This window comes from Rhodococcus ruitaii (assembly GCF_055230935.1).
The window spans coordinates 102,601-118,143 of record NZ_JBUYWC010000006.1 but is presented as its reverse complement, the minus strand read 5'-3'; the positions used below and the strand labels follow the sequence as shown (position 1 = coordinate 118,143).

Genomic DNA, 15,543 nt, shown 5'->3' with positions numbered 1-15,543 from the left:
GCCGGTCAAACCGTGACGGCCTCGAGAGCCCGGGTGAGATCGGCGACAAGATCGTCGGCGTCTTCGAGACCGACCGACAACCGGATCATCGACCCGGTAATCCCGCGCCGCCGCCGTTCCTGAGGCGAGAGGTCGTAATGAGTAGTGGTCACCGGCTGCGTCACCAGGCTTTCGACGCCACCGAGGCTGGGAGCCAACGTGAACAGTTCGAGGCGATCGACCACCTGCACCGTCGTCTCGGTGTCGCCGGCGATCTCGATCGTCACGATGCCGCCGAAGCCCCGCATCTGCTTCGCTGCGACTCTGTGCCCGGGGAAGCTCCGCAGACCCGGATAGAGCACGCGCGCGACCCGGGGATCGGCCTCCAGCGCGTCCGCGATCGCCTGAGCATTGGCGTTGTGCTGCTTGACGCGGACGATGAGCGTGCGCAGGCTGCGCGACAACAGCGCCGCGGGTTCCGGCGCGATGCACGATCCGAAACTCTTGCGCCACGGTTTCAACGGGTCGATCAACTCGGCCGCACCGAGCACGAACCCGGCGGTGACGTCCGAATGCCCGCCGAGAAACTTGGTCGCCGAGTAGGAGACGAGGTCGGCGCCGAGAGCGAGGGGTTGCTGATTGACGGGCGAGGCGAACGTGTTGTCGACCGCCACGAGTGCGTCGTGACGGTGCGCGATGTCGGCGATCGAAGCGATGTCGTAGATGTCGAGTGCAGGATTCGTGGGGGTTTCGAAGAACACCAACTTCGGCCCGCCGCGGAGTGCCTCGTCCAGGTGATCGGTTTCGTCGCCGAGCAGGAAGGTGGTGGGGATGCCGAGCAGGGACAGTTGAGTGGTGAGCAGTTCCATGGTCCCGCCGTAGACGTCGCCGATGCATACGATGCCGTTGCGCCCGTACTGCGCGAACAACGAGGTCTCCGCAGCCATGCCCGAGCAGAAGGCCAACGCGCTCTCGGCGCCTTCGATCGACGTCATCGTCTCCTCGAGCGCGAAGATCGTCGGGTTGAGCCCGTAGCGGGTGTAGAGCGGACCTTTGCGGCGACCATCGGCGACGTCGAGCAGCGCCGCGGTGTTCTCGAACGCGAACGTCGTCGTGTTGTAGACCGGCAGGTGCGGCGCGCCGTGAGCATCGGTGACGCTGGTGCCGTGGATGGCATGGGTCGACTGACCTGCTGATTTCTGCTTCACGCCTGAACTCCGTTCACAAGGTGCGTTCGAGGGACCGCCACGAGTATCGCGTGGGCCGCTGCGACGAGTGCACGCCGATGCTCCCTATCGTGATCGGCTGACGGAGTGCTTCGGGTGTCGTAGCGTCGAGGTGACACCGTTTCGGCACGGTGATCGAGGTGCGGCGGTGTCGGACACGTACTCGAGCTGTGCAGCCGAGGAGGCACGATATGAGTGACGACAGCTTCAGCACACGAGACACCCTCACTGTCGGGAACACCGACTACCGGATCTATCGCATTGACAAGGTACCCGGCTCGGGACGCTTGCCGTACAGCCTCAAGGTTCTGCTGGAGAATCTGCTTCGCACCGAGGACGGACGGCTGGTCACCCGCGAGCAGATCGAAGCGGTTGCGGGATGGGACCCGGACTCCACGCACAACCCCGAGATCCAATTTTCGCCTGCCCGCGTGCTCATGCAGGACTTCACGGGTGTGCCGTGCGTGGTCGATCTGGTCGCGATGCGCGATGCTATGACGATCCGCAGTGGCAACGCCAACCGTATCAACCCGCTGATTCCCACTGAACTCGTCATCGACCACTCGGTGATCGCCGATGTGTTCGGGACAGAGGACGCATTTCGCATCAATACCGACCTCGAATTCGCACGTAACCGCGAACGCTACGAATTGTTGCGATGGGCGCAAGGTGCGTTCGACGACTTCAAGGTGGTACCGCCCGGGACCGGCATCTGCCATCAGGTGAACCTCGAGCACCTCGGTCGGGTCGTCTTCACCCGCGAGGCCGACGGCGGGGAGACGCTGGCCTACCCGGATTCACTGGTCGGAACCGATTCGCACACGCCGATGATCAACGGCATCGGTGTCGTCGGGTGGGGAGTCGGCGGGATCGAAGCCGAGGCCGCGATGCTGGGGCAGCCTGCCTCGATGCTGATCCCGCAGGTCGTGGGATTCAAACTCAGCGGCGAACTGGGGGCAGGTACCACCGCAACGGATCTGGTGCTCACCGTCGCCGAGATGCTGCGCAAGACCGGGGTGGTGGGCAAATTCGTCGAGTTCTTCGGGCCCGGTGTGGCGAACGTGCCACTCGCCAACCGCGCCACCATCGGCAACATGAGCCCCGAATACGGCTCGACCATCTCGATCTTCCCGATCGACGACATCACCCTCGACTATATGCGTCTCACCGGTCGTTCCGACGATCAGGTGCGTCTCGTCGAGGCGTACGCCAAAGCACAGGGGTTGTGGCACGATCCCGACCGCGAACCCGAATACAGTCAGGTCGTCGAACTCGACCTGTCGACGGTGCGTCCGTCGATCGCCGGGCCCAAACGACCGCAAGACCGCATCCCGGTGGCACTCGCGCCACGGGCGGTCGCGGCGCTGCTCGCCGGCGCGGACGTTCCCGGCGTCGTAGCGCAGGTGCAGGAGGTGGGCCTCGACGAGGGTGCGATCGAGTCGTTCCCCGCGAGCGACCCCGTCGCGATTTCCGGGAAGGACACCAGCGCACCACCGCGCAACCCCCTCCCCGACGATCTCGCCGCGGGTGATCCGCCGTCGCGCAAAGTCCCGGTGCACATCGGCGACGGCCCCGACTTCGAACTCGACCACGGCCACGTCGTGATCGCCGCGATCACGTCGTGCACCAACACCTCGAACCCGTCGGTCATGATCGGGGCCGGACTGCTTGCCAAGAACGCCGTCGAGAAGGGCCTGCGCAGTAAACCGTGGGTCAAGACCACGCTTGCGCCCGGATCGAGGATCGTCACCGACTATTACGAACGGGCGGGGCTGACGCCCTACCTCGAGAAACTCGGCTTCAACCTCGTGGGATACGGATGCACCACGTGCATCGGCAACTCCGGCCCCTTGCTCGACGAGATCGCCACCGCCGTCGACGACCATGACCTCAACGTGTCGGCCGTGTTGTCGGGCAACCGCAACTTCGAAGGCCGCATCCACCCGCAGACGAAGATGAACTTCCTTGCGTCGCCGCCCCTGGTGATCACCTATGCACTGGCAGGGTCGATGCTCGTCGATGTCTTCGAAGACGAACTCGGCACCGACACCGACGGCAACCCCGTATTTCTGCGCGACATCTGGCCGTCCACCGAGGAGATCCAGGCTGTCATCGACGAGTGCGTCCGCTCGGACATGTTCGAATCCGGTTACGCCGATGTTTATCACGGTGACGACACATGGCGGAACCTCGATGTCCCCACCGGTGAGGTGTTCGAGTGGAAGGACGACTCGACGTATGTGCGGCGCCCACCGTACTTCGACGGGATGAGCACCGAGCCCGAGCCGCTGCGCGACATCGCGGGCGCGCGGGTCCTAGCGCTCCTCGGTGACTCGGTCACCACCGACCACATCTCCCCGGCCGGTGCGATCCGCCGTGACGGCCCCGCCGGACGCTACCTGCAGGAACACGGAGTCGATCCGGCGGATTTCAACTCCTACGGGTCGCGGCGCGGCAACCACGAGGTGATGATCCGCGGCACTTTCGCCAATATCCGGCTGCGGAATCAGCTCGTCCCCGACGTCGAAGGGGGAGTCACCCGGTACCTTCCCACCGGCGAACAGATGGACATCTACGACGCCGCACAGAAATACGCGAACGACGGCACACCGTTGGTCGTGCTTGCCGGCGCCGAATACGGATCGGGTTCATCGCGCGACTGGGCGGCCAAGGGCACTTTGTTGCTGGGAGTGCGTGCAGTGATCGCGCAGTCGTACGAGCGCATCCACCGGTCCAACCTCATCGGAATGGGTGTGCTACCACTGCAATTCCCGGACGGCGCGTCGGCCGGGAGCCTTGGGCTGACCGGGGAGGAAGAATTCGAGATCACTGGACTGGCCGAGGTAGACGCGATACCCGACACCGTGCACGTGCGCGCAGGGGGTATCGAGTTCGATGCGAAGGTACGCATCGACACCCCGGCGGAGGCGGAGTACTTCCGGCACGGCGGCATCCTGCAGTACGTACTCCGCCAGCTCGCAGCATGACCGCGTCCGCCGCACTGGCGGCCGACATGTTCGGACCGCCGGCGAGGTAGGCCGATTCGAGCGGTTCAGACCCCGAGGTGCATATCGGAGATCGCGTCCGCGACCCGCTGGGTGTCGGCTTCGGTCCATCCGACCGGGGCTGTGACCGCCGCCCATCCGTACGGGATGAGGTCCTCGTAGTTGTGACCATGCCCGACCGGAGGCGACGTGCCGACCATGATGTCCGCTGCCACCTGCCAGAACGTGACGATCGGATACCAACGCATCGACGGCACCCGATCCGCACCCGGTGGCTCGGCGAGCCAATCGGGCCGCTCGAACAGCAACCCGGGACCCCACCACACCACCGGGTCCGATGCGTGCTGAAGGTACAGTACGCGCGGATCGTGCCACGGCCCTTCGAAGGATCCCAGATTCTGACTGCTCGCAGCAAAGCGCACTTCGAGACCGTCGTGGTATTCCGGAAGCACCTCCGGCGAGCCGGGATCGCGAGCGGCGACGATGCTCCGCCACAACGAGTTGGAGTTGGGCGGACCCACGAGCAGTGCGCCGTCGACATCACTGCGCAGATCGACGAGGTCGTCGAACGCCGCCTCGGCAGACTGCGATCCGAGACTCTCGCCGTACACCACCAGTTTCGGGCGTCGATCCTCGGGAAGCTGTGCCCATCGCTCATGCACACCGTGGATGAGCGCGTCACCCGCGGCTTTCGCGGCCGAACCGTCGACGAGGAACGAAATCCAGCTCGGAAGGAACGAATACTGGATCGCCGCGATCGCCGAATTGCCGTTGTAGATCATCTCGATCGAATCCGCCGCCACCGGATTGACCCACCCCGTGCCGGTCGTCCCCGACACCACCAGAATGTCTCGTTCCCACGCCCTGGTCCGGTCCAGTTCGTCGAGAATCAACTGCACCTGCGACTCGGTGGAGGTGTCGGCCTGCAGGCCCGCGTACACCCGGATCGGTTCGCGGGCGGGAGTGCCGTTGAGTTCGGTCAGTTCGTCGGCCCGCAGTCCGCCGTCGGCAAACGTGCGGCCCTGCCTGCCGAGACTGTCCCACGAGGATGCGGACGCAGAACTGCCGGACCGCTGCGGTTCCTGCGGTTGTACGACGCCCGGGTCGGTGCTGTTGTTGTCGGACGCGAACACGAATCGTGCGGCGGTCGATGTGCTCGCGAGGATCACCTGGTCGACGAAGATCACCGCCGCCACCGCGAGCACCGCAGGTGCGATCACATGAGCTACCGGAATCGGCATACGCAGCCGGGTACTGATCAACCGTGCGAACCCGCGGGCCACGCGGCGCAGGGCGCGTCCGAGCAGCAGGAGAACCGCGAAGATCGCCACACTGACCAGCCCGGTGCGCAGATACGCGAATGACGTGGTGTCCTCGATACCCATGAGGGCGCGGATATCGTTCTGCCAGTTCGCCGCGACCAGGAGCGATCCGGTCACCGTGATGAGAGCGAGAACAGCCACGACGATCTGCGCAATGATGCGGGCGGTCCGTCGCCTGCGCCACCAGGTGAGGCGCGGCGCGATCCAGCGGCGCGCCGGATAGGCGAGCAGAACTCCGAGTCCGTATCCCGTGACGCTGGTGATCCCGCTGATGAGACCTTGATACAGCCATTCCCGGGAGATCAGCGACGGACTCAGGCTCCACGCGAAGAAGAACACCGCAACCACGAGCCCGACGAAATCCAGCCCGAATACCGAGTAGTACGGTCGCTGTTCGACGGTCGGGGAGCCAGCACGGTCCGATGCGGTCGTCATCCGCCGACGGTATCCCGGTGCGGGAAGATAGTGTCGGAACGATGACGAGACGAGTGAGTGTGTGGGGCGGCGGATTCTGGCTCAGCGGGAAGACCAGGGGTGCCGCACTCGATGCGGCGCGTGAACTCGACGAGCTGGGTTTCTCGAGGTTGTGGACGTCGGGCGGATTCGGCGAGGGTGTGCCCTCGATCTACGGTGAGGTGCTCGGAGCGACATCGAAGCTCGGTGTTGCCAGTGGCATCGTCAGTATCTGGCACGCCGATCCGGTGGACGCCGCGACTGCGGTCGACCGATTCGAGCGGGAGTATCCCGGACGTTTCCTACTGGGCCTGGGCACCAGTCACGGACCCGTCGTCGATGCGACCGAAGCCGGCAGGTACACGAAACCCTACAGCCGCATGGTCGAGTACCTCGACGCGTTGGATGCGACGAGCACCCCGGTGCCCGCGGAGCGTCTCGTGCTTGCGGCGCTCGGTCCCCGAATGCTGACACTGGCGGCCGAGCGCACCTCGGGCGCACATCCCTATTTCGTTCCCGCCGAACACACTGCACAGGCCCGGGAAATACTCGGCGGCGGCCCGCTTCTGGCACCGGAAGTCGCCGTGGTGCTCGACGAGAACGAAGACACCGCCCGAGGAATCGCACAGGAGTACATGCGGGGCTACCTGTCGCTTCCGAACTACTCCGATAACCTCCTGCGCCTCGGCTACACCGAGGACGATGTAGCGGGAGCAGGCAGCGAGCGGTTGCGCGAGGCGTTGATTCCGTCGGGCAGCATCGAACGTGTCGTGGCCGGGATCGAACGGCACTACGAGGCCGGTGCCGACGAGGTGCCCATCCAGGTACTGACAGCAGACCAGATGTCGTTCCCCACCCAGGCGTACCGGGACCTTGCTGCAGCGCTCATCGCCTGACCCACGGGACCCGACCCATCACTCGAGCGAATGTGTCACTGGGTCGCGTGAACGAGCCGAATGTGCCAGCCGCTCGGAACGACCAGAAGTCGTGGTCGACGCACACGCCCCATGCAGTCGCGCCGAGGGACGGAGATATCGGCGGCATTCCCTCGTCCGATCACCTAGCGTGAGCCGGAGGAAACGGGCTGAGGGGAACGTGTCGTCGGTGAATCGAATTCGTGGATCTGCCTGGATCGGTGTGGCGGCACTCGTGCTGCTCTCCTGCGGCGCAGCGCGCGAACAACCGGAACCGCTACCTGCGAATCAGCTGGTGTTCAGCGTCGGCACCGGCGGCCACGGATGGACACCGTATGTGGTCCAGGCGATCCATTCGCCGGTGCTCGCGGTCTACGGCGACGGCCGCGTGGTTTTCACCGACAGAACCGAACCCGACACGATGGCGCCACCGGAGTATCTGGTTGTGCAGGCGGAGCCAGGTGAGGTGGCCCGGTTCGCCGACGAACTCGAGGCGCAACACCTGATCGACCTGGGCACCGATGTCGGAAGCCCCGGCGTGACCGATCAGGCGACGACCACCGTCACCTTCCACGGACGTGGCGACGCCTCCGAACTGCGTGTTTACGCGTTCGGGACCCGGTTTGAACGCCATCTGCCGTCGACCGCGCTCGAGAATCGTGAGGCATTGCGCGCCGTGATAGCAGCCGCCTGGGGTCTGGCCGAAGGCGCCACCGAGCCTTACGTCCCCGAAACCGTGTATGTCCATCGGCCGACGGTGGGAGCTGCCCCCGACGACGACGTTCCGCACTGGCCCGGCCCCGATCCCGCAACGTTCACGACGGACGACGCTGCGTCGCCCGGAGTGATCACCGGAGACGCCGCAGCCCGTGTCTACACCGCAGCACGTGGGAACCCGGAGGCGTGGTGGCGCGTCGGTGACGATGTCGTGCGGCTCGTTGTCGACCCGGTGCCGTGACGACGGCCGGATGGGCCGACCGGGTGATCAGCGCAGCGCGGTGGGAACGTCCAGATCGGAAGCCGAGTATGTGTCGCACGCGGCGATCTGTCCGGTGTCGTATCCCGCGATGAACCACTTCTGGCGTTGTTCGGACGAACCGTGAGTCCAGGCTTCCGGGTTGATGCGACCGGCCGCGGCAGATTGGATCCGGTCGTCGCCGACCGCAGAGGCGGCGGAGAGCGCGTCGCGGATGTCGCTCTCGCGCAGCGGTGTCAGGAACGGCACACCAGTGTCCGGATCGGGGAGGGTGTCCGCGTAGTGCGCCCACACTCCGGCGTAGCAATCGGCCTGGAGTTCGGTGCGCACCGCTCCCGACTCGGGTCCGTGGGGATCGGCCTGCGCGCGCCCGAGATCTCCGAGCTGGTGCTGTAGGTGGTGACCCACCTCGTGCGCGACAACGTACTCCTGGGCAAGCGGTCCGCCACTCGAACCGAACTGTGTCACGAGCTGCTGAAAGAAGCTGGTGTCGAAGTACGCGGTCTGATCGGCCGGGCAGTAGAACGGGCCGATGTCGCTGGTCGCGTTGCCGCACCCGGTCGAGGTCGCGGAGGTGAACAACACGACTTCGGGAGGCACGTAGGCGACGCCGGTCTGCGCGGCGAATTGCTGCTCCCACACCGAGTCGAGCGACCCGACCGTGTACAGCACACGGCAGTCGACATCGGAATTGGCGGCGGTGGCGTCGCAGTGCTCGAGTCCGCCGATGCCGTCCTGCTCGGACGCCTCGGGCACACCTGATCCGAGGAGTGATGACGGATCTCCACCGAGCAACAACGCCAGGATCAGCACGATCAGGCCACCGGCTCCGCCTCCCAGCGCGACCTTGCCGGCCCGGCCACCTCCGGTGCGGACCCGATTCGGATCCATCCGGGCGCCCTCGTTGAACGTCATCATCCGCCTCGTCGTCGAGCCACTCGAGCCGCACAAGTCTGGCACGGCCGATTCGGCACGTGTGTGCTCGGGCAGTTCCCGCCTTTCGTAGGATTGCAGCGACGAACCCCGTCGCTGATCGTTTCGAAAGGAATTCCGTGCTGCGCACCCATCTCGCCGGCTCGTTGCGAGCCGAGCACGCCGAGCAAACCGTCACCCTCACCGGTTGGGTTGCCCGGCGCCGCGACCACGGCGGGGTCATCTTCATCGACCTGCGCGACGCCTCCGGCGTGTCCCAGGTGGTGTTCCGGGACGCGGATGTGCTCGAGCAGGCACACAGACTGCGAGCCGAATACTGTGTGAAGGTGACCGGAGTCGTCGAGGTCCGGCCCGAAGGCAACCAGAACTTCGAGATCCCGACCGGCGCGGTCGAGGTCAATGCCACCGAACTCGAGGTGCTCGGCGAGGCCGCACCCCTGCCGTTCCAGCTCGACGACCAGGCCGGTGAAGAAGCCCGTCTCAAATACCGGTACCTGGACCTGCGTAGGGAAGGGCCGGGCAAGGCCATCCGCCTACGCAGCAAGATCAACGCAGCTGCCCGCTCGGTGCTCGCCCATCACGAGTTCATCGAGGTCGAAACCCCGACACTGACCCGCTCGACTCCCGAAGGCGCCCGTGACTTCCTGGTGCCTGCGCGTCTGCAGCCGGGTAACTTCTACGCGCTGCCGCAGTCGCCGCAGCTGTTCAAGCAGCTACTCATGGCGGGTGGCATCGAGCGGTACTACCAGATCGCGCGCTGCTACCGAGACGAGGACTTCCGCGCAGACCGGCAGCCGGAGTTCACCCAGCTCGACATCGAGATGGCGTTCGTGAACCAGGACGACGTGATCCTGCTCGCCGAAGAGGTGCTGCACGCGCTGTGGCGACTGGTCGGATACGAGCTCGAGACGCCGATCCCGCGCATGACCTATGCCGACGCCATGCGACGATTCGGCAGCGACAAGCCCGACCTGCGCTTCGACATCGAACTCGTCGAGTGCAAGGAGTTCTTCTCCGACACCACCTTCCGGGTTTTCCAGGCAGAGTATGTCGGTGCAGTCGTCATGCCAGGAGGCGCGTCGCAACCGCGTCGTCAGCTCGACGCGTGGCAGGAATGGGCCAAGCAACGCGGCGCCAAGGGCCTCGCCTACGTGCTCGTGGGCGAGGGCGGGGAGCTCACCGGTCCCGTCGCGAAGAATCTCACCGACACCGAGCGAGCCGGATTGGCTGCACATGTGGGAGCCGAGTCCGGCGACTGCATCTTCTTCGCTGCCGGTGCAACCAAGCCGATGCGCGCCTTGCTTGGTGCAGCGCGCGGCGAGATCGCCCGCAAGCTCGACCTCATCGACCCGAGGGCGTGGGCATTCGTGTGGGTCGTCGATGCCCCATTGTTCGAGCCGGCCGCCGATGCGACCGCATCCGGTGATGTGGCCCTCGGTTCGTCGGCGTGGACGGCGGTGCACCACGCATTCACCTCACCCAAGCCGGAATTCCTCGACACGTTCGACACCGATCCGGGTTCGGCGCTGGCGTATGCCTACGACATCGTGTGCAACGGCAACGAGATCGGTGGCGGCTCGATCCGTATTCACCGGCCGGACATCCAGGAACGCGTGTTCAAGGTGATGGGAATTCCCGAGGACGAAGCGAACGAGAAGTTCGGGTTCCTGCTCGAGGCGTTCAAGTACGGTGCACCGCCGCACGGCGGTATCGCCTTCGGATGGGACCGGATTGCCGCACTGCTGGCCGGTGTGGACTCGATCCGCGAGGTGATTGCGTTCCCCAAGTCCGGTGGGGGAGTCGACCCGCTCACCGACGCACCCGGCCCGATCAGCGAGGGACAGCGCAAGGAGTCCGGGATGGACTTCAAGCCCGAGGACGCGCAGGATGCGGCTCCGGCCGCGCAGTAGGTCCGGCACCTCACAGCAGACCGACGGGGCGCGTTCATCTCGGTGAGCGTGCCCCGATCGTTCTTCGCTCTGGAATCGGCTCCTCGGCTTCTACTTCCGAGAAGAACTTTCAAGGATTTTTGTTGCATCCCGTACGTATTGTCCGGTTCCGTGAAACACCTCGATGAGCAGGCGCAAGCCGGATTCTCCGGGCAGTTCGGCGGCGCCGATCCGGCCGAGGCGGACGTTGGTCCCTCGTCGATGGAGGATTCCGTACGTCCTACCGGCGCCCGCGACGATGTAGATTGTTCGGTAATGACCGCAACACTGGCAGACCCCGTTTCGGAGGTAGTGCAGGCAGCCGAGACGCTGCTCACTCGTCGCACCGGCGCCCCGGTCACCCTTGCAGATCCTGTGGATCTCGGTGGCAGTGGCCGATCGGTGGTGCTCCGCGTCCGAGTTGCTGCCAATCCCTTTTCGTTGCCTCGCACACTCGTCCTGAAGCAGGTGCCGCCGATGCTCGCTGCCGGTCATGTCGACCTGCGCGGTGCGGAGGCAGACGAAGAAGTCGCGTTCCTCCGTGAAGCGGTGTCCTACCAATTCGCGACAGCGCTCGCCAAAGACCATCGACCCGGGGCGGAGCTGCTCGCCTACGATTTCGAAACCCGCTTGCTGGTGCTGAGTGATCTCGGCGACGCCACGCCGCTGGGGACACTGCTGCGCAGCGGTGACACCGACACCGTCGGAAATACGCTCATGGCGCTCGCGCAGGCCCTCGGCCGCATGCATGCCGCGACGGTCGGCCGGGAGGAAGACTTCTCGGCGTTGCTCCGTAGGGCAGGCGTCGCGTCCGTCGGCGATGCGGTGGCCGAACAGGCCAACGACGCGGTTCGGGGTGTGCCCGCACTGCTCGCGCACGATTTCGGGGTCACCGTCCCCCGGTCGGTACTCGACCGTGCGGAACGCGCCGCGAAGTTGTTCACCGGGGGGCGATTCCGTGCGTTCAGTCCGTCGGATCTGTGCCCCGACAACATCGTCGTCGGAGACGACGGAGTGCAGTTTCTCGATTACGAATGGGGTGGGTTCCGCGACGCGACCCTCGACATCGCGTATGCGCTCACCTCGTTCCCATTGTGCCTGTGTGCAGCACCCTTGACTTCCGAGCGAGTGCGGGCGATGGCCGATGCATGGCGTGCCGAAGTGGTGGGCATGTGGCCGCAACTCGCCTACGACGAAGTTCTCGCCGAGCGTCTCCTCGACGCCCAGCTCGCCTGTGTCTGGTTGAGCACGCATCTGTTCCTGCCCGAGGACCACGCCCGCATCGCATCGGTGCGTGCCCACGAACTTTCTGTGGCACGGCTCCCCGCGCTGAGTGCGCGGTGGTCGCTGCTGGCCGACTTCGCGAGCGATTCCGGACACGACGATATTGCGTCGCACGCACGCACCGTTCTGGAACACCTGGATCAGCGGGTCGCAGACTGACCCCTCCGCTGATCCGGTACTGCACCGCTCCGGTGCTAGATCGGCGGTGCCGATTCGACCCGTGCGCTCCCTGCAGCAACTCGCAGTCCTGCGGCACGGGTCACCCCGGTGTGAGGATCGGTGCGGTCATGCAGATAGAACCAGTCCATCTGGACCGCGTCGGGTGCGACGTCGAGAACGCCGTAGCCGTGTGAGTCGAGTTCGACGTACCTGATGTGGCGGTTGGTGGCCTGGATCGTCGCTTCGAGAGCAGGGCTCGCCGTCCGCGGCGGAACTTCGAGCAGTTCGTCCATGTTCGACGAGGTTACGGAGGGCACCACGAACTCGGTCGCGACCGTGCCGGCTGCCGGGTATGCGGCCGCATCCGCCGGGATGTCCGCACCCCATGACGTGTGGATGTCTCCTGTGAGAAACACGACATTGCGGCGACCCGCGTCGGCGATCGCGTCGAGCAGTCGCCGCCGGTCGGACGGGTAGCCGTCCCACTGGTCGGTGTTGTAGGGCACACCGTTCGATGGCACACCGAGAAGTTCGGTCAGCGCACCTGTCGTGTGCGGGTCCAAGGGTGGGAGCAGTACCGGTGCGATCATCACCGAGTTGCCCACCAGCTGCCACTGTGTCTGCGAGCTCGTCAACCCCGCGGTCAGCCAGTCCATCTGTTCGGGCCCGGTGATCGTGCGCGTGTCGTCGTCGACGGTGCGCCATTCCGCACCAGGACTCACCTGCCGGCTCCGGTAGCTGCGCAGATCGAGCATAGACAGTTCGGCGAGGTCCCCGAACTGGAGCCGACGGTAGAGGCGGGTGCCGTCCATCCGGACGGGCATCCACTCCGAGTAGGCCTGAACTGAGGCGGCTTTTCGCGTAGCCCAGTCGCCCTCGGTCTCCGGGTCATGGTTTTCCGCACCGTCGGCGTACGCGTCGTTGGCCGATTCGTGGTCGTCCCACACCACGATCCATGGCCTACTCGCGTGGAGGGCGTGCAGGTCGGCATCGGTCTTGTACTGTCCGTGCCGGATCCGGTAGTCGGCCAAGGTCACGATCTCGTTGGCCGGTGCGTGAGTCCGGGTGCCGGTTCCGGAGACAGGGAAATCGCCGGCCGCATATTCGTACAGATAGTCGCCGAGATGCAGAATCGCGAACAGATCGTCGCGGGCCGCGAGGTGTCGGTATGCACCGAAGTAGCCGCCCTCCCAATTCGAACACGACACCACGCCGAAACGCAGACGATCCGTCGGAGCGCCCGGCGCCGGGGCGGTACGGGTGCGTCCCGTCGGCGACGAGACATCCCCGACGAGGAAGCGGTAGTGATACTCGGTCTCGGGGGTGAGTCCGGTCGCGTCGACCTTGACGGTGTGATCCGAGGCGGCCGTCGTGGTGACTGCCCCGCCCGCGACGATCGTCCCGAAGTCCGCGTCGCGGGCGAGTTCCCACCGCACCCGCGTGTCGGGGCCGAGCCCTGAACCGGGGGTCGCTTCAGGGGAAGGCGTCACCCGCGTCCAGAGGATCACCGCGTCCGGGAGCGGATCTCCGGAGGCGATGCCGTGGTGGAATATGGCAGGTGACGCTGATGCCGTGCTTCCGGTACCGGCGAGTGCGGCTGCGCCGGCGACGCCGACTCCGGAGCGCAGCAGTGTGCGGCGGGACAATCGTGTTGAGATCACGCCCCGATGCCAACACAATTCTGGACGGTCGTCCAACTTTCGGCCGGGTATCCACCGAGTGTTCACCGAAGGTTCGTCTTCTGGGGCCCGTCTCCCGAGCGAACGGCTCGGCGCGCTCGGGGAGATCGGCGGTGTATTCGCTCGGAGTGAGGAGACGCTTGTAGCGTCGACGGGGTGAGTGATCTTTTCGGTGCGAACGACCCGTCGGCCGAACCGGACGCTTTGTTCGAAGCCCCACGCGAATCGGAACCCGATCCGGAGCCGTCGATCCGTCGTGTCCCGGCCGGCTCGACCGGGCCGGACGCACCACTGGCGGCGCGGATGCGCCCGGCGAACCTCGACGAGGTCCTCGGCCAGCAGCATCTGCTCGAGCCTGGCGCGCCCCTGCGACGACTCGTCGAAGGCTCCGGTGCTGCATCTGTCGTCCTCTACGGGCCTCCGGGGACCGGTAAGACCACCCTTGCGTCTCTCATCTCCGGGGCCACAGGACGACGTTTCGAAGCGTTGTCCGCGCTGTCCGCGGGCGTGAAGGACGTGCGCGCCGTCATCGACCTCGCGCGCCGCCGGCTCACTCAGGGCGGGCAGACCGTGTTGTTCATCGACGAGGTTCACCGCTTCTCCAAGACCCAGCAGGACGCGCTGCTCGCGGCGGTCGAGAACCGCATCGTGCTGCTGGTCGCGGCGACGACCGAGAATCCGTCGTTTTCCGTCGTAGCCCCGCTGCTGTCGCGGTCGCTGGTGCTCCAGTTGCAGCCCCTGCGCCCGGACGACATCCGCGCGTTGCTCGAACGGGCCCGCATGGATCCGCGCGGGCTCGGCGGGACGGTCGCGATCACCGAGGAGGCGCTCGATCACCTCGTGAGACTCGCCGGCGGCGATGCCCGCCGCGCACTGACCGCGCTGGAGGCGTCGTCGGAAACCGCTCTGGATCGCGCCGGCGACACCGAAGCTGTCATCGATCTGCGGACCGTCGAGTCCAGCATCGACAAGGCCGCGGTCCGGTACGACCGCGACGGTGACCAGCACTACGACGTCGCCAGTGCCTTCATCAAGTCGTTGCGAGGCTCCGACGTCGATGCTGCATTGCACTACCTCGCGCGGATGATCGTGGCGGGGGAGGACCCGAGGTTCATCGCCCGGCGCCTGATGATCCAGGCGAGCGAGGAAGTCGGCATGGCAGATCCCACCGCGCTCCAGACCGCGGTCGCCGCGGCACAGGTGGTGCAACAGGTCGGCATGCCCGAAGCGCAGCTCGCCCTCGCGCAGGCCACCATCCACATCGCGACCGCGCCGAAATCCGGTTCGGTGACCGCCGCGCTCTTCGCCGCGATCGGGGATGTGAGGGCCGGTAGAGCGGGGCCGGTCCCGAGTCACTTGCGCGACGGCCACTACCAGGGTGCGCAGAAACTGGGCAATGCCATCGGCTACCGATACCCGCACGACCACCCGGACGGTGTGCTTGCGCAGCAGTACCCGCCGGACGAACTGGCGGGTGTCGATTACTACGAGCCGACAGGCCGCGGCGTCGAGCGTGAGTTGTCGTCGCGGGTGCCGAAGCTGCGCCGCATCGTGCGCGGGACGAGGTAGCTGCCGTGGTCGTGATAATCCGCTCGCAACGGCGCGATAAGCTGAAATACGGCCGATTGACCTGATCGACCGCCCCGAGCCGGGCAGCTCCGCCACCGTCAGACCACAAAGGACCA

General features: G+C 65.9%; 10 protein-coding genes. 6 read left to right on the top strand and 4 right to left on the bottom strand.

What is annotated here, in order from left to right:
• Positions 1 to 5: 5 nt before the first annotated feature.
• Complete coding sequence (locus tag ACZI8W_RS09150) at positions 6 to 1,187, bottom strand: trans-sulfuration enzyme family protein (RefSeq protein ID WP_463368177.1); 1,182 nt, start codon at positions 1,185 to 1,187, stop codon at positions 6 to 8.
• A 209-nt stretch (positions 1,188 to 1,396) separates the two neighbouring features.
• Here ACZI8W_RS09150 and acnA point away from each other — a divergent pair, with 209 nt between their 5' ends.
• A complete protein-coding gene (acnA, locus tag ACZI8W_RS09145) occupies positions 1,397 to 4,192 on the top strand; it encodes an aconitate hydratase (protein WP_463368176.1) in 2,796 nt (931 codons plus the stop codon).
• A 65-nt stretch (positions 4,193 to 4,257) separates the two neighbouring features.
• Here acnA and ACZI8W_RS09140 read toward each other — a convergent pair whose 3' ends face one another.
• Positions 4,258 to 5,967, bottom strand: a complete 1,710-nt coding sequence (locus tag ACZI8W_RS09140) for an alpha/beta hydrolase (RefSeq protein ID WP_463368175.1) — start codon at positions 5,965 to 5,967, stop codon at positions 4,258 to 4,260.
• A 41-nt stretch (positions 5,968 to 6,008) separates the two neighbouring features.
• Between ACZI8W_RS09140 and ACZI8W_RS09135 the strand changes: the two genes are divergently transcribed.
• Both ACZI8W_RS09135 and ACZI8W_RS09130 read left to right on the top strand, forming a co-directional pair.
• On the top strand, positions 6,009 to 6,881 hold the full coding sequence (locus ACZI8W_RS09135; RefSeq protein ID WP_463368174.1) for a TIGR03620 family F420-dependent LLM class oxidoreductase: 873 nt from the start codon (positions 6,009 to 6,011) through the stop codon (positions 6,879 to 6,881).
• Between the two features lie 208 nt (positions 6,882 to 7,089).
• A complete protein-coding gene (locus ACZI8W_RS09130; RefSeq protein ID WP_463368173.1) occupies positions 7,090 to 7,857 on the top strand; it encodes a hypothetical protein in 768 nt (255 codons plus the stop codon).
• Between the two features lie 27 nt (positions 7,858 to 7,884).
• Here the strand turns inward: ACZI8W_RS09130 and ypfJ are convergent, their stop codons facing one another.
• The gene (gene ypfJ / locus ACZI8W_RS09125; RefSeq protein ID WP_463368172.1) at positions 7,885 to 8,790 is read right to left on the bottom strand and encodes a KPN_02809 family neutral zinc metallopeptidase; all 906 of its coding nucleotides are present in this window, start codon (positions 8,788 to 8,790) and stop codon (positions 7,885 to 7,887) included.
• Positions 8,791 to 8,927: 137 nt separating this feature from the next.
• Here ypfJ and aspS point away from each other — a divergent pair, with 137 nt between their 5' ends.
• Together aspS and ACZI8W_RS09115 are read left to right on the top strand one after the other, a co-directional pair.
• The gene (aspS, locus tag ACZI8W_RS09120) at positions 8,928 to 10,718 is read left to right on the top strand and encodes an aspartate--tRNA ligase (RefSeq protein ID WP_463368171.1); all 1,791 of its coding nucleotides are present in this window, start codon (positions 8,928 to 8,930) and stop codon (positions 10,716 to 10,718) included.
• Between the two features lie 294 nt (positions 10,719 to 11,012).
• On the top strand, positions 11,013 to 12,179 hold the full coding sequence (locus tag ACZI8W_RS09115; RefSeq protein ID WP_463368281.1) for a kinase: 1,167 nt from the start codon (positions 11,013 to 11,015) through the stop codon (positions 12,177 to 12,179).
• A 35-nt stretch (positions 12,180 to 12,214) separates the two neighbouring features.
• On the opposite strand, the gene ACZI8W_RS09110 is transcribed toward ACZI8W_RS09115, so the two are convergent.
• On the bottom strand, positions 12,215 to 13,840 hold the full coding sequence (locus ACZI8W_RS09110; RefSeq protein ID WP_463368170.1) for an alkaline phosphatase D family protein: 1,626 nt from the start codon (positions 13,838 to 13,840) through the stop codon (positions 12,215 to 12,217).
• 174 nt (positions 13,841 to 14,014) lie between these two features.
• On the opposite strand from ACZI8W_RS09110, the gene ACZI8W_RS09105 reads away from it, so the two are divergent.
• Positions 14,015 to 15,427, top strand: a complete 1,413-nt coding sequence (locus ACZI8W_RS09105) for a replication-associated recombination protein A (protein ID WP_463368169.1) — start codon at positions 14,015 to 14,017, stop codon at positions 15,425 to 15,427.
• Positions 15,428 to 15,543 lie beyond the last annotated feature (116 nt).

Bases quoted from the DNA above. Each gene is read 5' to 3' on its own strand.
- acnA (WP_463368176.1), top strand. From the start codon at position 1,397: ATGAGTGACGACAGCTTCAGCACACGAGACACCCTCACTGTCGGGAAC.
- ACZI8W_RS09140 (WP_463368175.1), bottom strand. From the start codon at position 5,967: ATGACGACCGCATCGGACCGTGCTGGCTCCCCGACCGTCGAACAGCGA.
- ACZI8W_RS09135 (WP_463368174.1), top strand. From the start codon at position 6,009: ATGACGAGACGAGTGAGTGTGTGGGGCGGCGGATTCTGGCTCAGCGGG.
- ypfJ (WP_463368172.1), bottom strand. From the start codon at position 8,790: ATGACGTTCAACGAGGGCGCCCGGATGGATCCGAATCGGGTCCGCACC.
- ACZI8W_RS09115 (WP_463368281.1), top strand. From the start codon at position 11,013: ATGACCGCAACACTGGCAGACCCCGTTTCGGAGGTAGTGCAGGCAGCC.